This is a genomic window from Cellulosimicrobium sp. So1_17 (assembly GCF_055181235.1).
The window spans coordinates 3575831-3595142 of sequence record NZ_CM143702.1 but is presented as its reverse complement, the minus strand read 5'-3'; the positions used below and the strand labels follow the sequence as shown (position 1 = coordinate 3595142).

19 protein-coding genes are annotated in these 19312 nt (G+C 74.3%); 13 read left to right on the top strand and 6 right to left on the bottom strand.

What is annotated here, in order from left to right:
• Nucleotides 1-2 precede the first annotated feature (2 nt).
• From ACZCLJ_RS15825 to ACZCLJ_RS15815, 3 genes are read right to left on the bottom strand one after another with little or no spacing between them, the layout of a single operon-like run.
• Entirely contained in the window at nt 3-1463 is a 1461-nt protein-coding gene (locus ACZCLJ_RS15825; RefSeq protein WP_463104438.1) for an MFS transporter, read from the bottom strand.
• Nucleotides 1460-2383, bottom strand: a complete 924-nt coding sequence (locus ACZCLJ_RS15820) for a polysaccharide deacetylase family protein (RefSeq protein WP_463104437.1) — start codon at nt 2381-2383, stop codon at nt 1460-1462. Before ACZCLJ_RS15820 ends, ACZCLJ_RS15825 begins: the two co-directional genes overlap by 4 nt.
• Complete coding sequence (locus tag ACZCLJ_RS15815) at nt 2380-3612, bottom strand: ROK family transcriptional regulator (RefSeq protein WP_463104436.1); 1233 nt, start codon at nt 3610-3612, stop codon at nt 2380-2382. The genes ACZCLJ_RS15820 and ACZCLJ_RS15815 overlap by 4 nt, the downstream gene beginning before the upstream one ends.
• A gap of 183 nt (nt 3613-3795) precedes the next feature.
• Between ACZCLJ_RS15815 and ACZCLJ_RS15810 the strand changes: the two genes are divergently transcribed.
• From ACZCLJ_RS15810 to ACZCLJ_RS15800, 3 genes are all read left to right on the top strand, one after another.
• Complete coding sequence (locus ACZCLJ_RS15810; protein ID WP_251149895.1) at nt 3796-4386, top strand: 1-acyl-sn-glycerol-3-phosphate acyltransferase; 591 nt, start codon at nt 3796-3798, stop codon at nt 4384-4386.
• Between the two features lie 359 nt (nt 4387-4745).
• Nucleotides 4746-5483: a lytic polysaccharide monooxygenase gene (locus tag ACZCLJ_RS15805; protein ID WP_463104435.1), complete on the top strand. Its 738-nt coding sequence runs from the start codon at nt 4746-4748 to the stop codon at nt 5481-5483.
• Nucleotides 5484-5713: 230 nt separating this feature from the next.
• A complete protein-coding gene (locus ACZCLJ_RS15800; protein ID WP_463104434.1) occupies nt 5714-6442 on the top strand; it encodes a lytic polysaccharide monooxygenase in 729 nt (242 codons plus the stop codon).
• A 100-nt stretch (nt 6443-6542) separates the two neighbouring features.
• Here ACZCLJ_RS15800 and ACZCLJ_RS15795 read toward each other — a convergent pair whose 3' ends face one another.
• Complete coding sequence (locus tag ACZCLJ_RS15795; RefSeq protein WP_463104433.1) at nt 6543-6962, bottom strand: RNA-binding S4 domain-containing protein; 420 nt, start codon at nt 6960-6962, stop codon at nt 6543-6545.
• Between the two features lie 168 nt (nt 6963-7130).
• On the opposite strand from ACZCLJ_RS15795, the gene ACZCLJ_RS15790 reads away from it, so the two are divergent.
• From ACZCLJ_RS15790 to ACZCLJ_RS15780, 3 genes are all read left to right on the top strand, one after another.
• On the top strand, nt 7131-7397 hold the full coding sequence (locus ACZCLJ_RS15790) for a GlsB/YeaQ/YmgE family stress response membrane protein (RefSeq protein WP_251149891.1): 267 nt from the start codon (nt 7131-7133) through the stop codon (nt 7395-7397).
• Nucleotides 7398-7556: 159 nt separating this feature from the next.
• Complete coding sequence (locus ACZCLJ_RS15785) at nt 7557-8768, top strand: GNAT family N-acetyltransferase (protein ID WP_463104432.1); 1212 nt, start codon at nt 7557-7559, stop codon at nt 8766-8768.
• Nucleotides 8765-9937, top strand: a complete 1173-nt coding sequence (locus ACZCLJ_RS15780) for a GNAT family N-acetyltransferase (protein WP_463104431.1) — start codon at nt 8765-8767, stop codon at nt 9935-9937. Before ACZCLJ_RS15785 ends, ACZCLJ_RS15780 begins: the two co-directional genes overlap by 4 nt.
• 10 nt (nt 9938-9947) lie before the next feature.
• Here the strand turns inward: ACZCLJ_RS15780 and ACZCLJ_RS15775 are convergent, their stop codons facing one another.
• A complete protein-coding gene (locus ACZCLJ_RS15775) occupies nt 9948-10526 on the bottom strand; it encodes a dienelactone hydrolase family protein (protein ID WP_251149888.1) in 579 nt (192 codons plus the stop codon).
• A gap of 173 nt (nt 10527-10699) precedes the next feature.
• Here ACZCLJ_RS15775 and pgi point away from each other — a divergent pair, with 173 nt between their 5' ends.
• The 7 genes from pgi (at nt 10700) to ACZCLJ_RS15740 (ending at nt 18660) form a co-directional block, all read left to right on the top strand.
• Nucleotides 10700-12427 carry a glucose-6-phosphate isomerase gene (gene pgi, locus ACZCLJ_RS15770; protein WP_251149887.1) on the top strand — a complete coding sequence of 576 codons (1728 nt, stop codon included), beginning with the start codon at nt 10700-10702 and terminating at the stop codon, nt 12425-12427.
• A gap of 157 nt (nt 12428-12584) precedes the next feature.
• A complete protein-coding gene (locus ACZCLJ_RS15765; RefSeq protein WP_463104430.1) occupies nt 12585-13424 on the top strand; it encodes an STAS domain-containing protein in 840 nt (279 codons plus the stop codon).
• Nucleotides 13421-13825, top strand: coding sequence for an STAS domain-containing protein (locus ACZCLJ_RS15760; RefSeq protein WP_251149885.1), 405 nt, complete (start codon nt 13421-13423; stop codon nt 13823-13825). Before ACZCLJ_RS15765 ends, ACZCLJ_RS15760 begins: the two co-directional genes overlap by 4 nt.
• A complete protein-coding gene (locus ACZCLJ_RS15755) occupies nt 13822-14238 on the top strand; it encodes an ATP-binding protein (protein WP_251149884.1) in 417 nt (138 codons plus the stop codon). The genes ACZCLJ_RS15760 and ACZCLJ_RS15755 overlap by 4 nt, the downstream gene beginning before the upstream one ends.
• Nucleotides 14235-15281 carry an ATP-binding SpoIIE family protein phosphatase gene (locus ACZCLJ_RS15750; RefSeq protein WP_251149883.1) on the top strand — a complete coding sequence of 349 codons (1047 nt, stop codon included), beginning with the start codon at nt 14235-14237 and terminating at the stop codon, nt 15279-15281. Before ACZCLJ_RS15755 ends, ACZCLJ_RS15750 begins: the two co-directional genes overlap by 4 nt.
• Complete coding sequence (locus tag ACZCLJ_RS15745; RefSeq protein WP_463104429.1) at nt 15278-17026, top strand: sensor histidine kinase; 1749 nt, start codon at nt 15278-15280, stop codon at nt 17024-17026. Before ACZCLJ_RS15750 ends, ACZCLJ_RS15745 begins: the two co-directional genes overlap by 4 nt.
• Nucleotides 17023-18660 (top strand): SpoIIE family protein phosphatase, encoded by a 1638-nt coding sequence (locus ACZCLJ_RS15740; protein WP_463104428.1) that lies wholly within the window; start codon nt 17023-17025, stop codon nt 18658-18660. The genes ACZCLJ_RS15745 and ACZCLJ_RS15740 overlap by 4 nt, the downstream gene beginning before the upstream one ends.
• Here the strand turns inward: ACZCLJ_RS15740 and ACZCLJ_RS15735 are convergent.
• Nucleotides 18618-19235 carry a dihydrofolate reductase family protein gene (locus ACZCLJ_RS15735; protein ID WP_463104427.1) on the bottom strand — a complete coding sequence of 206 codons (618 nt, stop codon included), beginning with the start codon at nt 19233-19235 and terminating at the stop codon, nt 18618-18620. The genes ACZCLJ_RS15740 and ACZCLJ_RS15735 overlap by 43 nt on opposite strands.
• Nucleotides 19236-19312: the final 77 nt, after the last annotated feature.

Sequence of the window (19312 nt, the reverse complement as noted above, 5' to 3'; positions counted from 1 at the left end):
TACTACCTCGGCAGGGGGTCGGACGCCGTGGGCGAGGCTGCGGCGTCGGCGACCGCCTCGGCGACCGGCACCTCGCCGTCTCCGTCGCCCCGCCCGCGCAGCGGGTAGAGCCAGAAGCACGCGAACGCGAGCGCCGCGAGCGCCACGGGGACGGCGCCGAGGAGCAGCCGCACGCCCGTCGCCACCTCGGGAGCCTGCGTCGCGGCGCCCTCGACGTACCCGCTCGCGCCGAGCACCGCGGCGACCAGCACCGCCTGCACGATGACCGAGCCGCGCACGACGAACCCGTTCGCGCCGAAGTACATGCCCTCGCGGCGCAGGCCGGTCCGGCGCTCGTCGTCGTCGATCACCTGGGCGAGCGCCACCTCGAGCACCTGCATGAGCCCGGCGACACCGACCCCGACCGCCAGCCCCGCGACGGCTGCCCCGACGACGGTCGTGGGGACCAGGTACAGCGTCGTCGCGAGGCCGTACACCGCGACCACCCAGAGCATCGCCGTCCGCGGCCCGACGCGGCGCACGACCCACGACCAGCCGAGGATGGACGGGATCGCGGCGACGAAGATCGGTGCGAGGAGGAGCGTCGCGTCGGCCTCGGCCCCGCCGAGCACGTACCGCACGTAGAACGGCACGGCGGCGAGGACGATCGCCGTCGTGCTCTGCAGCAGGAGCGAGCCGAGCACGTAGGTGACGAAGGCACGGTTCGCGAACGTGTAGCGCAGCTGGTCGCGCAGTCCCACGGCCGCCTCGCGCTCGCGCACAGAGGCCTCGTCCACCGGCCGCTCGACCATCCCGGCGAACGACCAGACGAAGAACGCGAGGCTGACGACGGCGAGCGCGACGGCCATCCACGTCCAGCCGAGCGTCCCGTACAGCAGCGGCGCGCCGGCCGTGCCGAGGATCATGCCGACGAGCCCGAAGACCTGGCGGGGCACGTTGCCCCGGGCGCGCTCTGCCGTCGTGCGGAAGAGCTCGGGGAACAGCGCCGAGACGTTGAGGACCACGACGACGTACGCGACGTCGTACACCGCGACGACCACGAGGAACCACGCGACGAGCCCCGCAGGCCCGAACGGCGGCGGCATCCACACGAGGGCGAACGCCACGACGAGGGGCACGACGCCCAGCCCGATCCACGGCACGCGCCGGCCCCAGCGCGTGCGCCGCCGGTCGGACGCCGCGCCCACGAGCGGGTTGAGCAGCGCGTTGAGCACCCCGTGCGCGACCATCGCGCCCGCGACCCAGCCCGGGGGCACGCCGAGGTGGTCGACGTAGAAGTACACGACAAACGCGGAGAACGTCTGCAGCAGGAGGTTGGCAGGGAACGCGGACGCGCCGTACGCGACGCGCTGCGCCCGCGTCGGAGGCCCGACGAGCCGCCGGTCGCGCACCCGGGCGAGCAGGCCCGTGCCCGACGCCGCGTGGTCGCGCGCGCCCGGAGACCCGTCCGCGGAGTCGCTCACCGCTCGCCCCGCTGCACCGCGCGCAGGTCACGCCAGCCCACCCGCACGATCCCCTCGGTCGCGATCAGGGCGGCGACGTCCGGGTCGGCGAGCAGACGGTGCTCGAAGCCCCGCTTGGGCACGCCGTAGTCGGCGACGTCGGCGAGCTCATCGTCGTCGAGCATGGGGTGCAGGTAGATCTCGGTGACCCCCGCCGGGACGCGGCGCAGGAGGTCGAGGAAGCCGGCCTTGACCTCCGCGTAGTCCTCCTCGCCCGGCGTGCCCTCGCCCGCGAGCGCGAACGGGTGCGTCCACACCCGGTCGGGCAGGACGACGCCGAGGGCGTCGGCCGCTGCCGTCGCCTCCTCGAGGACGGGCTGGAGGTCACCGGGAGGCAGCGCCATCCCGTCGGTCGTCCGCGGGAGCCGGAACGGCAGCCCGTGCCGCGCCGCGAGCTCGAAGACCTGGGGCAGGAACGTGCGGCCCGTCTCGAGGCCGTAGACCGAACCCATGTGGTTGTCGAGGTGCGAGACCTCGACCCCCGCGGCGAGCGCCGCGTCGAGCTGGGCGGCGAGCTCGGCCGCGACGTCCTCGTCGCGGGCCTGCCGCTCGACGGTGGCGACGTCGGCAGGGAAGTACCCCGCGGCGTCGACCAGGGACGTGCCCGTCCCGGTGAGCGGGCGCCACCGGTACCGCGACCACTCGCTCGTCAGGACGAGGTGGACGCCGACGTCGGCCTGCGGGTGCGTGGCGGCGAACGCGAGCGCGTCGGGCGCCCACGCGCACGGGACCATGAGCGAGGCGGAGTCGACGTGGCCCGCCAGCAGCAGCTCCTCGACCGCGCGGTTCGCGGCCCGGCACATGCCGTAGTCGTCGGCGTTGAGGATGATCGCGCGCGTGCCGGGGTCGAGACCGAGGCGCGACGTCAGCGGCGCGGTCACGACACGGCCTCGGCGGCCTCGGGCTCGTCGGCGGTCTCCCCGCCGTTCGCACCGTCCGCGGGGGCGACGTCGACGGCCACGGCGGCCCGGACCACGTCGTCGCGCAGCGCGTCGCTCGCCGCACGGGCGGCGCCCACGACGACCGCGTCCGCCCCGAGCGTGGACGGGGCGACGCGCAGGCCGAGGACGGCGACCCGGTCGGCGAGGAAGCGCGTCACGCGGTCCGCGATCGGTGCCCGAGCCGCCTGGTCGGTGAGGACGAACAGCTCGGGCTCGACGACGAGGGCGATCGTCGCCGTGACGACGGCGATCCGCTCCGCGACCAGGTCCAGGACGTCCGAGGCGGCCCCGTCGCCCCGTTCGGCGCGGTCGACCACGTCGCGGACCGTCACGTCCTCCGGCAGCCCGTTCTCCTTGGCGATGGCACGGATCGACACCGCGCCGAGGACCTCGGACCCGAGGGGCCGTTCGGGGTGCGGCAGGAACGAGACCTCGCCCGCCCCGCCCGCGGCTCCGCGGTGCAGCTTCCCGTCGACCACGACCCCGGCGCCGAAACCCCCGCCGAGCCCGAGCACGACGAAGGTCGGCACGCCGACGGCGACGCCGTCGCGCTGCTCGGCGAGCGCGGCGAGGTTCAGGTCGTTCTCGAGCGCGACCGGGCAGCCCAGTGCGTCGACGAGCGCGTCGTGGAGCGTCGTCCCGCCCTTCTCGAAGCCCGGGACGCGCCGGACGGTCTCCTGGTCGCTCCCGACGATCGCCGGCACCGCCGCGACCGCACGGCTCACCTCGATGCCCGTCTCCCGCCCGAGGCGCGTCGCCACGTCGGCCACGCAGCCGCGCCCGAGCTCGGCGGCGGCCCGCGCCCGCGCGACGGGGGTCGCGGCGACGTCCCGGCGCTCAGCGCGCGCCCGCACCGCGCCGGTGACGTCGACGAGCGCGACCCGCACGCGGTCGCGCGCGACGTCGACCCCGAGCCCGAACCCGCGGTCGGGGTCGACCCGGTACCGGGTCGCCGCAGGCCCACGACGCTCCCGGTCGATCCCGGCCTCGGTCACGACACCCGTCGAGACCAGCGCACGCAGCGTCTGGGTGACCGCGCTCCGCGCGAGCCCGGTGGCCGCGGCGACGTCCGGCCGGCTGAGCGCGTCCTCCCGGCCCAGCGAGTCGAGCACGGCGCGGGCGTTGAGCGTGCGCAGGTGCGCGGGGGAACCTGCTGGCAGCGTGTCCATCTGGTCTCCGTCGACGGTCGGTGTGCGCCGGGAAGCAGCGCGCTCGGTCGGGTGGCCGACCTCCTCGGGAGGGTAGCGATCCGCCGGGACGGTTGTCGACGGCATCCGCCCGGGCTGTGGACCGGCGTGCGCCCAGGACGCCGGGATGGCGGACCCGGCGCGGCGCACGGGTACCGTGACGGGGTGATCCGCCGAGCCATCGCCCGCGCCTACTGGGCGACGAGCCGCTGGACCTTGCGCTCCCAGCCGTACGACACCCGCCGTCCGACGCTCCTGATCGGCGCGCCGCACACGTCGAACTGGGACTTCGTCCTCATGCTCGCGATCGCGTGGCGCACGGGCATCCGCTTCCGCTGGCTCGGCAAGCACTCGCTGTTCGCCGGGCCGGCCGGACCGGTCATGCGCGCGCTCGGGGGCATCCCCGTCGACCGGCGGGACCCGAGCCGGGTCGTGACCGACGTCGTCGCGCGCCTCGCCGCGGGCGAGGTCTTCTCCCTCGTCGTCACGCCCGAGGGCACGCGCGGCGCCGGCACGTACTGGAAGTCCGGCTTCTACCGCATCGCGCGCGAGGCCGGGCTGCCCGTGACGCTCGGGTACGTCGACCGCACGACGATGACCACCGGCCTCGGCCCGACCGTCGAGCTCACGGGCGACGTGCGCGCCGACATGGACGTCGTGCGCGCCTTCTACGCCGACAAGTCCGGGCTGCGACCGGCGTCGCGCACCGAGCCGCGCCTGCGCGAGGAGGACGCGCCGCCCGGCGCGGCCGACTGAGCCTCCGCGTGGCACGGCCGTCGAGCCGGGCGCGACCGTCGGGTTCCCGCGCGTCGGAGCACCGGTCCGAGGAAGCGGTCCGTGGCACCGGCCCGGATCTCCGGCCCGGGGTACGTGATCCCCACACGATCTCGCTCCTCCACGCGACCGGCGACCTCCGCGACGACCGGCCCGCACGCCGCCCGAACGGCGTCATCCCGGCGAACGGGACGTGCTCGTACGGGGATCCCCGTAGCCGCGGAGCGGCCCGCCCCGACGTTGAGGCGGCGGCGACGCGTGCCTACCGTTCGTCGGGTCAACGGCCGACAGCACGGACTCCCTGCGGTGTCGGCCCACCCCGAACCAGAGAGCGAGTCCCCATGAGAAGGCTCCGCGCGGCCCTCGTCGCCGCGATCCTCGGCGCGACGGCGATCGTCGCCCCGATCGTCGTCGCCCCGTCCGCCTCCGCCCACGGCTGGATCACCTCCCCGCCGAGCCGCCAGGACCACTGCGCGAAGGGCACCACGTCCTTCGACTGCGGGTCCATCGAGTACGAGCCCCAGAGCGTCGAGGCCCCCAAGGGCTCGATGCAGTGCTCCGGCGGCAGCGGCTACGCGATCCTCGACGACGCGAGCAAGCCCTGGCCGCGGACGACCACGGGCAGCTCGGTGACGTTCCAGTGGAACCTCACCGCGAACCACGCGACGAGCGTGTGGGAGTACTTCGTGGACGGCACGCTGTTCAAGACGTTCGACGGGGGCGGGGTGCAGCCGCCGAAGGACATCTCGCACACGCTCACCGGGCTGCCGGCGGGCAACCACACGATCCTCGCGCGCTGGAACGTGTCGAACACCGTCAACGCGTTCTACAACTGCGTCGACATCACCGTGACGGCGGGCGGGACCGACCCGGGCGAGCCCGACCCCGACCCCACCGACCCGCCGACCGACCCCGAGCCGGGCGAGTGCACCGACGCCGCGTGGTCCGCGTCCTCCGTCTACACCGGTGGGGCGAAGATCTCCTACGACGGCAACGTCTACGAGGCCAAGTGGTGGACCCAGAACAACGTCCCGGGCGCCGAGGAGTGGGGACCGTGGAAGCTCGTCGGCGTCTGCTGACGACCTGACGCACCCGACCGGCACACCGGCACACCCGGCCCGACGGCACCCGCCCAGCCCGGGCGGACGCCGTCGGGCCGGAGCACGTACGGGGGGCCGCGTACGGGATTCACACGATTGTCCGTTCCGACCCGCCTCCGTAGCGTCGACAGGGTCCGATCCGCGTGCGGCCCGCGAGGGAGCGGGCCTGCGAGGACCCCGCACCACCGGATGGAGAGCGAGAAGACATCATGCGAAGACTCAGAGCGGCGCTCCTCGCGGCCGTGCTCGGCGCGACGGCGATCATCGCACCCGTCGTCGTCGCGCCGAGCGCGTCCGCGCACGGCTGGATCACGTCGCCGCCGAGCCGGCAGGACCACTGCGCGAAGGGCACCACGTCCTTCGACTGCGGGTCCATCAGGTACGAGCCGCAGAGCGTCGAGGCCGCCAAGGGCTCGATGCAGTGCTCGGGCGGCAGCGGCTTCAGCATCCTCGACGACGCGAGCAAGCCGTGGCCACGCACCCAGGTCGGGTCGTCGGTGACCTTCCGGTGGAGGCTCACGGCAGCGCACAACACGAGCACGTGGGAGTACTTCGTCGACGGCGTGCTGTTCAAGACGTTCAGCCAGGGAGGCGCGCAGCCGCCGAGCGACATCTCGCACACGCTGACCGGCCTGCCGCAGGGCAACCACACGATCCTGGCCCGCTGGAACGTGTCGAACACGCCGATGGCGTTCTACAACTGCGTCGACCTGACCATCGGGACCGGTGGGGGCGGGCCCACCGACCCGCCCACGGACCCGCCGACCGACCCGCCCGGCGACTGCACCGCACCCGTCTGGTCGACGAGCGGCGTCTACCTCGGCGGCGCGCGCGTCTCGCACGGCGGGAAGACCTACGAGGCCAAGTGGTGGACGACGGGCGAGAACCCCGCCCAGAGCGGCCAGTGGGGCGTCTGGAAGGACCTCGGCGCCTGTTGACCCGCCCGGCGCGCCGGGCGGTGCGCCCGCGGCCGAGCGATGCACGTCGACGTGCATCGCTCGGCCGGACGTGGCCGCTCGGTGGGTCGGCGGGTTCTCGTCAGCCGCGGCCGCGCAGCCGGTCGATCTCGCGCCGCTCGCGCTTCGTCGGACGACCGGCTCCACGGTCGCGCAGGGCGAGCGGCACGGTGAGCTCGCGGGGCGGCGGGGGCGGGCTCTGGTCGGTCAGCGCGTCGGCCGCGAGCGCCGCGGAGACGCGCTTGACCAGCACCTTCTCGACGACGAGCACCTTCTCCGCGAGACCGCCCCGCACGACGACGCGGTCCCCCACCTTGACGTTCGTCGCGGGCTTCGCGCGCTCGCCGTTGACACGCACGTGTCCGGCCTTGACGCCGGCGGTCGCCTGCGACCGGCTCTTGTACACGCGGACGGCCCACAGCCAGCTGTCGACGCGCGCGCTCGTCGCGGAGCCGCCGGTCGACCTGGCCGCAGCACCACCTGTCGCACCGCCTGTCACCATGACCCGAGCCTACGAGGTCCGGGTCCCGCTGCCGTGACCTGCCACGACATACCCCGCGACGGCTCTCCGGCGTGCGAGAAGTGGTCGTCCGTGCCACGGTGAAGCGACGCCGCCCGGGGTGACCTCCCCGCGGTGGCGGGATGTGTCCTACAGGAACGGAGACGTGACATGGGAATCATCGGCTGGATCCTCATCGGGCTCATCATGGGTGCGATCGCCCGCGCGATCGTCCCGGGCAAGCAGCAGGGCGGCTGGATCGTCACGCTGATCCTCGGCGTCGTCGGAGCGCTCCTGGGCGGATTCATCGCGTCCGCGGTCTTCGACACGGACGTGAACGAGGAGTTCTTCGACCTGGGCACGTGGGGCTTCGCGCTCCTCGGCTCGCTCATCGTCGTCTTCGCCTGGTCCTGGTTCACGAACCGCAAGCGCGCCTGACGCGCCCCGGTCGGCCCGCCGACCGAGCCTGCCGCGACGGCCCGGCCCTCCGGGGACCGGGCCGTCGTCGGTCGCCCTCCGTCCGTCGCCGCCCGCCACCCGCCGCACCGGGTGGCGAAATCCGTGGACACCCTCCCCCGTCGGCGTGACCCTGAGGGTATGAGCAGCACGAGCACGACCGCGTCGACCGTCGTCGACGTCGACCTCCCACCGGGCCTCGTCCTCGTCGAGGTGCTCGCCGACGACCCGCCGGTCGGGTCCGCCGACGCGCCCGAGGCGTGGGCATACCGGGCCGTCGCCGACGTCGACCGGGAGCTCGAGCTCGAGACGCACGGCTACGACGACATGGCGCTCGAGGCGCGCGACGCGCTCTCCGGAATGCGGCACCAGGAGTACGCGACGAAGCGGCGCTTCGTGGTCGTGCGGGCCGACGCGCTCGGACGGGACGTCCCGCCGCCCACGGTGGACGACGTCGTCGCGCACCTGTTCGTGGCCCACCCGACCACGAGCAACCCTCGCCTGGCGGAGTCGTACCCGTTCGTGCGGCCGTCCGCGCGGAGGCAGGGCATCGGCTCGACCCTCCTCGCGATCGCCGAGCGTCTCGCGGCGGACGCCGGCCGCACGTCGCTCGTGAGCTACACCCTGCAGGGCGCCGAGCCGGCACCGGGGCCGGGCACCGTGGCCGCGACGACCGGGGCGGGGCGCGTCGACGCCGACGCCCCCGGGACCCGGTTCGCGCTGGCGCACGGCTACACGCTGGAGCAGGTCGACCGGCACTCGGTCCTCGATCTGCCCGTCACCGACGGCCTCCTCGAGCGGTTCGGGTCCGAGTCCCGGGCCGCTGCCGGTCCGGACTACCGCCTCGCGACCTGGACGGACGAGGTCCCGGACGAGCGGGTGGACGACGTCGCCACCCTGTTCACCCGGATGAGCACCGACGCGCCGGTCGGCGGCGTCGACTACGAGGAGGACCCGTGGGACGCGCGGCGCGTCCGCACGTGGGTCGACCAGCTGCGCGGCAAGGGCTACGGGTTCCTCATGACGGTCGCGGAGCATGTGCCGTCCGGCGGCCTCGCCGCCTTCACGCTCTTCGAGTACCCGAAGGACCGGCCGGAGTTCGCGCACCAGGAGGACACGCTCGTCCTGCGCGAGCACCGCGGCCGCCGGCTCGGGACGCTCGTCAAGGTCGCGAACCTCGAGGCGCTCGGCGCGGCCCGCCCGGAGACGCGGCGCATCCACACCGGCAACGCCGAGGAGAACGAGCACATGCTCGCGATCAACGTCGCCCTGGGCTTCCGGCCCGCGGGCGGCTGGGCGGCGTGGCAGAAGAAGACCGGCGCCACCACCGGCACGTCGCAGGAGGACGCATGAGCAGCACGACCCGTACCGGCACGACGACGGTGCGGATCGACTCCGTCCCGGCGTCGCCCGACGCCCCCGACGCCTGGGCGGTGCACGGCTCGGTCCTCGTCAGCGAGGCGATCGACCGCCAGGTCTACGGCCACACCGACCTCGCACTCGACGCCGGGACGGTCGTCATCAGCGTGGCCAGCGGGGGTTACCGCCGCACGGTGCGGCGCGTCGCCGTCGTCGACGACGGCGCGGACCCCGAGGACCCGGCCGGCGGCCGGACGCCGCGCCCCGAGGACGTCGTCGGCCGGTCGATGATCGCCCTGCCGCTGCAGGGGAACACCCACACCGCGATCGTCTACGTGGGCGTGCACCCGGACCACCGCGGCCGTGGCGTCGGGACCGCGCTGTGGGAGGACGCGCTCGCGATCGCCCGCGAGGCAGGACGGCGCGTGATCCTGGCGGACTCGACCTTCGCGCCCGAGCCCCCGCCCGGCCCGGACTCGCTCGAGGCACCGACGGGCAGCGGCCGCATCCCCCGGCACGACGCCGCGACGACGTTCGTGCTCGACCGCGGCTTCGCGCTCGAGCAGGTCGTGCGGCACTCGGTGCTCGAGCTCCCGGTGCCCGCCGAGCGTCTCGACGCCCTGCGCGACGACGCCCGGCGCCGCGCGGACGGGTACCGGGTGCACGTGTGGACGGACGAGGTGCCGGACGCCTGGATCGACCAGCTCGCCGTGCTCGAGACGCGCATGAGCACGGACGCCCCGAGCGCGGGCCTGGAGATCGAAGAGGATCCGTGGGACGCGCAGCGCGTGCGTACGGCGTCGCAGGACTTCCACGACCGCGGCCAGGGCTACGTCATCGCGGCGGCGGAGCACGTCCCGACCGGGACGCTGGCGGGGTTCTCCATGGTCGCCTACCCGCACGACAAGCCGGAGGTCGTGTTCCAGGAGGACACGCTCGTGCTGCGCGAGCACCGTGGCCACGGCCTCGGCCTGCTCGTGAAGGTCGCGGTGCTCGACGAGCTCGCGCGCTCGCGCCCCGGCTCGCGGCGCGTCCACACCTGGAACGCGCAGGAGAACGACCACATGCTCGCGATCAACGTCGCGCTCGGGTTCGCGCCGACGAGCGTCGACGCCGAGTGGCAGCTCCGCCTGGAGGACGCCGGGGACGCCCCCGCCAGCTGAGCGGGCGCGGTCAGCGGATGCCGTCGAGGAACCGCACGACGCGCTCGACGACCAGCGCCGACGCCTCCGGCTCGTGCGACGGCACGCTCGGGTCCGTGAACAGGTGGTGGTCGCCGGGGTAGAGGAACAGCTCGGCGTCGGGCGTGGAGTCCACGAGCTCGCGCGCCGACTCGAGGTCGCCCTCGCCGGCGAAGAACGGGTCGGCGTCCATGCCGTGCACCTGGACGGGAACGGCGTCGGGCCATGCCTCGCCGAACTCGGACACGGGGACGCACGCCTCGAGCAGCACCGCCCCCTTCGCGCCCGCGCGCGTCTGAGCGAGCATCTGCGCGGGCAGCACGCCGAGCGAGACGCCCGCGTACACGAGGCCCGGCCCGAGCGCGTCGGCCGCCGCCTGGCCGCGGTCGAGCAGCGTGTCGAACCCGAGCTCCTCGGCGTAGCCCACCCCGTCCTCGAGCGAGTCGAACGTCCGGCCCTCGAAGAGGTCGGGGACGTGCACGACGTTCCCCGCGTCGCGCAGCAGGACCGCGATCTCCTCGACCCCGTCCGTGACGCCCAGCCCGTGGTGGAACAGCAGCACCTCGGCCATGTCTCCTCCGTCTCGTCCGTCGTCGCGCGTCCGCGCCGCCCGACCCATCGTGGTCCGTGACGCGGCCGCACGCCGATCGTACGACGGCCGGGACGTTCGTCAGGCGAGCGGCGGACCTCTCGCGGGCCGGGCGGGGTGGGCGCGCGGCGGCGGCGGTCAGTAGCGTGGCCCGCATGACCACCTCGCCCGTTCCCCCGCCCGTCGACGCCACCACGACCGCGTCGTGGGACGCGCTGACCGCCCACCGCGACTCGCTGGACCCGGACCTGCGCGGCTGGTTCGCCGCCGACCCGCAGCGCGCGGACCGTCTGACCCACCAGGCGGCCGACCTCACGGTCGACCTCTCGAAGAACCTCGTCACCGACGAGACGCTGGAGCTGCTCGCGCGCCTCGCCGACGAGGTGGGCCTGGGCGGACGGCTGGAGGCGATGTTCCGCGGCGACCACATCAACGTCACGGAGGACCGCGCCGTCCTGCACACCGCGCTGCGCCGCCCGGCCCCGCTCGGCGACGACGAGCACCTGGTCGTCGACGGCCAGGACGTCGACGCGGACGTGCACGAGGTGCTGCACAAGGTCTACGGGTTCGCCGACACGGTGCGCTCGGGCGAGTGGACGGGCGTGACCGGCGAGCGCGTGCGCACGGTCGTGAACATCGGCATCGGCGGCTCGGACCTCGGGCCCGTGATGGCGTACGAGGCGCTGCTGCCGTACAAGCACGAGGACATCGAGGTCCGGTTCGTCTCCAACATCGACCCGACGGACGTCGCGGAGAAGACCGCGGGCCTCGACCCGCGCACCACGCTGTTCATCGTCGCGTCGAAGACGTTCGGCACGCTCGAGACGCTGACGAACGCGCGCCTCGCGCGCGACTGGCTGTGGACGGAGCTCGTCGAGCTCGGCGCGATCCAGGACACGGACGAGGCGCGCCAGGACGCCGTCGCGAAGCACTTCGTCGCCGTCTCGACGGCGCTCGACAAGGTCGCCGCGTTCGGCATCGACCCCGAGAACGCGTTCGGCTTCTGGGACTGGGTGGGCGGCCGCTACTCGGTGGACTCCGCGATCGGCACGTCGCTCGCCATCGCGTTCGGGCCCGAGCGGTTCGCAGAGCTCCTCGCCGGCTTCCACGCGATCGACGAGCACGTGCGCACCACCCCGTTCGCGCAGAACGTGCCCGTGCTCATGGGCCTGCTGAACGTCTGGTACGTCAACTTCCTCGACGCCCACACGCACGCCGTCCTGCCCTACGCGCAGTACCTGCACCGCTTCCCCGCGTACCTGCAGCAGCTGACGATGGAGTCGAACGGCAAGCGTGTGCGCTGGGACGGCTCCCCCGTGACGACCGAGACCGGCGAGATCTTCTGGGGCGAGCCGGGCACGAACGGCCAGCACGCGTTCTACCAGCTCATCCACCAGGGCACGCGACTGATCCCGGCCGACTTCATCGCCGTCGCGAACCCGGCGCACCCCCTCACGGACGACGTCGGCGACGGCGGTGCGGTCCAGCCCGGCGCCGACGTGCACGGTCTCTTCCTCGCGAACTTCTTCGCGCAGACGAAGGCGCTCGCGTTCGGCAAGACGGCCGACGAGGTGCGGGCCGAGGGCACGGACGAGGCGCTCGTGTCCGCCCGGACCTTCCCCGGCAACCGGCCGACGACGTCGATCCTCGCCCCGGCGCTCACGCCGTCGGTCCTCGGCCAGCTCATCGCGCTGTACGAGCACATCACGTTCGTCCAGGGCGTCGTGTGGGGCATCGACAGCTTCGACCAGTGGGGCGTGGAGCTCGGCAAGAAGCTCGCGCTCGAGATCGCGCCCGCGGTCGCCGGCGACGAGGCCGCGCTCGCCGCACAGGACCCCTCGACGGAAGCCCTCATCACGCGCTACCTCGAGCTGCGCGACTGACGGTCCACCGCCCCACCGCGGTCGGCCCGGAGCGCGCCCTGCTCCGGGCCGACCGTCGCGTCCGGTCCGGGTGCGAGGGCCCGCGCGCTGCGTACACTGGGCGCGCGCGACCGCCGCTGAGCCCTGCGACGGTCGCTCTCTCCTGGAAGGAACCTGGATGGCCTCGACCGGCACCACCGCCCCCGAGCACCTCGCTCAGCTCCTCGTCGACGACGCCGACCGCGTGCGCGGTGCCTGGCTCGAGACGGCCGCCCGCGAGCTGCACGGCCGCACCTCCCGCGGAGAGCTCGAGCGCGAGCAGTCCGACATCTTCGACGCGCTGACCGACGGGCTGCGCGCGGGGGGCACGGCGCTCTCCGACCCCGCGTTCGACCAGCTCCGCGGCATCCTCGCCGACGTCTCCGCGGCCCGCGCCCGGCTCGGGTTCACGCCCCGCGAGACCGCGATCGGCATCTTCGCGCTCAAGGAGGGCCTGTACGGGCTCGCCGCGTCCACCGAGGCGGGCGTCACGAGCCTGCTGCGCCTCGTGGACGAGCTGGGGCTCTTCACGTTCGAGACGTTCGCGTCCGCGCGCGAGGCGATCATCGGCGAGCAGGCCGAGCAGCTGCTCGAGCTCTCGACCCCCGTCGTGAAGCTCTGGGAGGGCGTCGTCGCCGTGCCCCTCGTCGGCACCCTCGACTCCGCGCGCACCCAGGTCGTCATGGAGAAGCTGCTCAACACGCTCGTCGACACGGGCAGCGAGCACGCGATCATCGACATCACGGGTGTCCCGGCCGTCGACACCCAGGTCGCGCAGCACCTGCTCAAGACCGTCGTCGCGGCACGCCTCATGGGCGCCGAGTGCACCATCAGCGGCATCCGACCGCAGATCGCCCAGACGATCGTCGCGCTCGGCATCGAGTTCGGGGACATCCGCACGCGCGCGACGCTCGCGGACGCGCTCGTCGACGCGCTGCGCTCCAACCGCAGCAGGGCGCGAACCGGTCTGCCGGCATGAACGACGGCGTCCCCATCCTGAAGATCGGGTCGACGCTCCTCGTGTCGATCCAGGTCGACCTCCAGGACGACACCGCGCTGCGGCTGCAGGAGGACCTCGCCGAGCGGATCACCGCGACCGGTGCCCGGGGCGTCGTCATCGACATCTCCGGCCTGGAGATCGTCGACAGCTTCATCGGCCGCATGCTCGCCTCCGTCGCCGCGATCTCCCACGTGCTCGACGCGACGACGGTCGTGGTCGGGATGCGGCCTGCCGTCGCCATCACGATGGTCGAGCTCGGCCTGTCGCTCGGCGAGGTCCGGACGGCGCTCGACGTCGAGCGTGGTCTCGCCCTTCTCGCGCCGCAGGAGCAGTCCGGCGAGGACGTGCTGCTCGCGGCCGCCGAGCGCGAGGAGAGATGACGACCCCGACGACGTCGACCGGCGAACGCCTGCCCGTCCGCACGGACGCCGACGTCGTGAGGGTGCGGCAGCTCGTGCGCACCCTGGCGCAGCAGGCACGGCTCTCCCTCGTCGACCAGACGAAGCTCGTCACCGCGGCGAGCGAGCTCGCCCGCAACACCCTCGTGTACGGCGGTGGCGGCGAGGCGGAGGTCGAGCTCGTGCGCGACGGCGCGCGGACCGGCGTGCGCGCGCTCTTCGCCGACGAAGGGCCGGGGATCCCCGACCTCGACCTCGCGCTGACCGACGGGTGGACCAGCGGCGGCGGCCTGGGTCTGGGGCTCTCGGGCTCACGCCGGCTCGTCCAGCACTTCACCATCGACACCGCCGCCGGGGCAGGGACCCGCGTCGAGATCGCCACCTGGACCCGATGAGCTCGGCGGACCGCCTCGACGCCCGGCGCACGGTCGTCGACGAGGGTGCCTGGCACACGGTCGACCACCCGTCGGCGGTCGGGGGCGTGCGCCGCGCCGCCGGCACGGCCGCGCTGCGGCTGGGGCTCGGCGAGAACCGCGCGGCGGAGGTCGGGCTGGTCGTGTCCGAGCTCGCCACGAACATCTGTCGGCACGCCGGCTCAGGATCGGTGCTCGTGCGCGTGCGGCGGACCGGCGGCGACGCCGTCCTCGACGTGCTCGCCGTGGACTCGGGACCGGGAATGCGCGACATCACGGCAGCGATGCGGGACGGCACCTCCAGCCGCGGGACGCTCGGCATCGGGCTCGGCACCCTGCCCCGGCTCGCGACGGCGTGGGACGCGTGGACGGCGCCGGGTCGCGGGACGGTCGTCGCTGCGGTCTTCGCCGCACCCGGCACGTCCGCAGGGCTCCGGGAGCCCAGCGGGATCACGCGGCCGCTGACCGGCCAGGCCGTGTGCGGCGACGCGTTCGCGCTGCGCGAGGACGACGGCGTGACCACCCTGCTCGTCGCCGACGGGCTGGGGCACGGGCCTCTCGCCGCGACGGCGTCGGGCGCCGCGGTCCGCGCGTTCCTCGACGCCCCGGCAGGGCTGCCGGCCGCGCTGCTCCAGCGGGTGCACGGCGCGCTCGGCGGCACGCGCGGCGCCGCCGTCGCGGTCGCCCGGGTGGAAGGACCGACGCTGCGCTACGCAGGGCTCGGGAACATCTCCGGCTCGGTGTACGGCGGCCGCACGCGCGGCCTCGTGAGCCACCCGGGGATCGCCGGCTCGCACGGTCGTGCGCTCCGCGAGACGACGTACCCGATCGAGCCGGGGGACGTCGTCGTGATGCACAGCGACGGCTTGACCAGCCGCTGGTCGCTCGCCGACTACCCCGGTCTCGCCGCCCGCTCGCCCCTCGTCGTCGCGGGCGTCGTCCTGCGCGACCACGCGGTGCGGCGCGACGACTCGTGCGTCGCCGTGCTGCCGGTGCTGCCACCGACCGCGCGGGGTGACGCGTGAGCACGACCCTCCTCGCGACGCAGCTGCTCTCCGACACCGACGTGCTCGCCCTCCGCCGGGCCGGGCGCGAGATCGGGCGCCGGCTCGGGCTCGACGTGCAGGACCAGGTGCGGGTCGCGACGGCGCTCTCGGAGGTCGGGCGCGCGGCGGTGGCCACGGGATCCGCCCGGGTGGTGATCACCGTGACGCCGTCGCCCGTGCGCCCCACGCTGCGGGCCGAGGTCGTCGCGTCGGCGCCGCTGCCCGTCGACGGCGACTCCAGCGACGGCGGCCTGCCCGCGGCGCGGCGGCTCGTCGACTCGCTCGAGCTGGACCCGAACGGTGCGCGCGTCGTGCTCACGAAGGTCCTCGGGCTGTCGACCGACCTCGACGACGCGACGCTCGCCGCGGCGCGGCGCTCCGCGCGCTCCGCGCACACCGCCGACGCCCTCGACGAGCTGCGCGTGCAGAACTCCGAGCTCGTGCGGACGCTCGACGAGCTGACCCTCCAGAGGGAGGAGCTCCGCCGCGTGAACGTCGAGCTCGAGGAGACGAACCGCGGCGTCCTCGCGATGTACGACCAGCTCTCCTCCGAGCTCGAGGAGACGAACACCGGCGTCGTGGCGCTCTACGCCGAGCTCGACGAGCGCGGCCGCGAGCTCGCCGCCGCGAACGAGGCGAAGTCGCGGTTCCTGCGCAACGTGAGCCACGAGCTGCGGACGCCGGTCAACTCGATCCTCGGGCTCGCGTCGCTCCTCGCCGACTCCCACCTCGACGGGGAGCAGACCCAGCAGGTGACGTTCGTCCGCGAGAGCGCCGACACGCTGCTCACTCTCGTCAACGAGCTGCTCGACCTCGCGCGCGCCGAGGCGGGCCACGAGGACGTCGAACCGGCACGCATCGACGTGGCGGAGCTGTTCGAGGAGCTGCGCGGCACCACCCTGCCGCTCGTCCGCGCCGGCGTGACGCTGCGGACCGAGGTGCCGGCCGGGCTCACGCTCGTGACCGACCGGCGGCTCGTGTCGCGCGTCCTGCGCAACCTGCTCACCAACGCGGTCAAGTTCACGGACACGGGCCACGTCCGGCTCTCCGCGGAGCCTGAAGGGGACCTGGTCCGCCTGACCGTCGAGGACACCGGCCTCGGCATCCCCGCCGACCAGCTCGAGTCCGTCTTCGAGGAGTTCGTCCAGGTGCCCAACCGCCTGCAGCCGACGGTCCGTGGCACGGGTCTCGGGCTGCCCTACGCGCGACGGACCTCCGAGGCGCTCGGCGGGACGCTCGACGCGTCCTCCCTGCCCGGCGAGGGCAGCGTGTTCTCGCTGCGCCTGCCGTCCCTGCCCGTCGCTGCGGAGGCGGCCGAGGGTCCACGGACGCAGATCCAGCCCGAGCCCCCGGAGCGCGGCACCACCCTCGGCCACGTCCTCGTCGTCGACGACGACCGCCCCTACGCGTCGGTGCTCGTCTCGATGCTGCGCGACGACGCCGCCCGCGTGAGCGTCGCCCACGACGCCTCCCACGCGCTCGCCCTCCTGCGCGACGGCGCCGCCGACGTGGCGCTGCTCGACGTGCGCATGCCGGGGACGGACGGACCGACGCTGCTGTCGCGCGTGCGTGCGCTCCACCCCGGCACCGCCACGGTCCTCATGTCGAGCGGTCCCCGGCCGCCGCTGCCGGCGGAGCTCGCGGCCGTGCCGTTCCTCGCGAAGTCGTCGATCGACCGCACCGTCCTGGTCGCCGCCCTGCGCCGCGCGGAGGCGACCCGGTGAGCGACGCGCGGACGGTCCTGGTCGTCGACGACACGCCGGCCCACCGCTACGTCATGGCGAGCTGGTTGCGTCGCGCGGGCTTCCAGGTGATGGAAGCCGGTACCGGCGCCGAGGCCCTGGAGAGGGCGACGGGCGCGACGGACGCCGTCGTGCTCGACGTCAACCTCCCGGACGTGTCAGGGCGCGAGGTCTGCCGGCGGCTCAAGGCCGACCCGGTGACCGCGCACGTCCCGGTGCTCCACGTGTCGGCGACGGCGGTGGACGCCGCGGCCCGCACCGCCGGGCTCGAGGGCGGGGCCGACGCCTACCTCCCGGAACCCCTCGACCGCGACGAGTTCCTCGCGACGATCACCGCCCTGTGCCGCACGCACGACGCCCAGCGGGGCATCGGACGGACGGCGAGACGTCTCGAGGCGCTGTCGACGGCGCTCGTCCCGCTGCACGAGGCGCGCTCGGCGGAGGCGGTCGTCGACCACGCCGCCCGGGGTGCGTGCGCGGTCCTCGGTCGCCCGGTCGTCGCCATGGTGGTGGCCGAGGCCGGTGTGCTGCGCACGGTCTGCACCTCGCCCGACGCCGGGCTCGTGCGCGGCCGCGGCACCGCTCCCGTCCTGCCTCCCTCCGACCTGCGGTCCGTCGTCTTCCCGCCCGACGAGGTCCCGGCGCCGTGGCGTCCCCTGCTCGAGGAGGCTGGCGTCGCCGACGGGGCGTGGTGGACCCTGTGGCTCGTCGACGGCGAGGGTGCGCTGGTCGGCGGGCTCGGGGTGCGGCTCGACGACCCGACGGTCGGGCCGACCACCGAGGAGCAGGAGGTCGCGGACCGCTTCGTCGAGGCGGCGACGGTGGCGCTGTCGAACCTGCGCACGTTCACCACCGAGCACCGCATCGCGCTCGCACTGCAGCGCACGATGCTGCCGGCGACGCTCTCGGTCACCGGGGGCGTCGAGGTCGCCGCGCGCTACGAGGCCGCCGACGACCGCCTCGACGTCGGTGGCGACTTCTACGACGCGTTCGACCTCCCCGACGGACGGGTGGCGGTCGTCATCGGCGACGTCCAGGGGCACTCGCTGCGCGCCGCGACCGTCATGGCCGAGGTCCGGCTCACGCTGCGCGCCTACCTGCGGGAGGGCCACCCCGCGGCCCGCGCGCTCGACCTCCTCAACGACGCGCTGCGCCAGGACCACTCGGAGTTCGTCACCGTGTGCGTGTGCGTGCTCGACCCGCGCACCGGCGCGGTCGAGGTCACGGACGCCGGACACCTTCCCGCGTTCGTCGTCCGGACCGACGGGACGGTCGTCCAGGCGAAGGCGGGCTCGCGGCTGCTCGGCGTCCCCAGCCCCGGCGAGCGCCCCTCGTACGCCGACGTCCTCGCCGACGGCGACCTCCTCGTCCTGGTCACCGACGGCCTCGTCGAACGGCGCGGCGGGTCGCTGCTCGACGCCGTCGACCGCCTCGCGGAGGTCGCGGCACGCAGCGCGGGCTACGCGCCGGCCGCGGTGTGCGACCACCTCGTCGACGCGTTCGACGACGGGGGGCGCGAGGACGACGTGGCGGTCGTCGTGGTGCGGCGCGCGACGGTCGCTCACCCGGGTGCTCACTCGGCCCCGGACGGCACCTTGTCCTTGACGTCCTCGTAGGAGGTGTCGGCGGGCGCCTCGGCCGGGGCGTAGACCAGGCGGACGACGCCCGTCGGGAACGTCTCGGACCGCAGGAGCGTCAGCGGGTAGCGGGGCTCGCCCTCGTCGAACAGGCGCTCGCCCGCGCGGGCCGCGACAGGGTGGACGAGAAGGCGCAGCTCGTCGAGCAGCCCGGCCGCGAGGAGCTGCCGCACGACCGAGATCGACCCCGCGACGAGGATCCGGCGTGTGCCGGGCTCCGCCTTCAGCGCGCGCACCGTCTCGACGAGGTCCCCGTCGAGCCGCTCGACGTGGCGCCACCCGAGGTCCTGGTCGCCACGTGTCGCCACGACCTTGCGCGTGTCCCCGAGCCGCTTCGCGAACTCGGCGTCCTCCTCGCCCGCGGCCTCCCGGTCCGGCCACGCGCCGGCGAAGCTGTCGTAGGTGACGCGGCCGAGCAGCAGGACGTCGACCTCCTGGTAGTCGTCGTCGACCGCGGCCGCCATGTTGTCGTCGAAGTAGGGGAAGTGCCACTCCGGGTCGATCTCGGCCACTCCGTCGAGCGAGATGAACAGGGTCGAGACGAGCGTCGCCATGGGTTCCTCCAGGTGCGATCGGGTCGTGCGCGGTCACGGGGTGGACCACGACCGCCCGCGCAACTCATCGGTCCGCC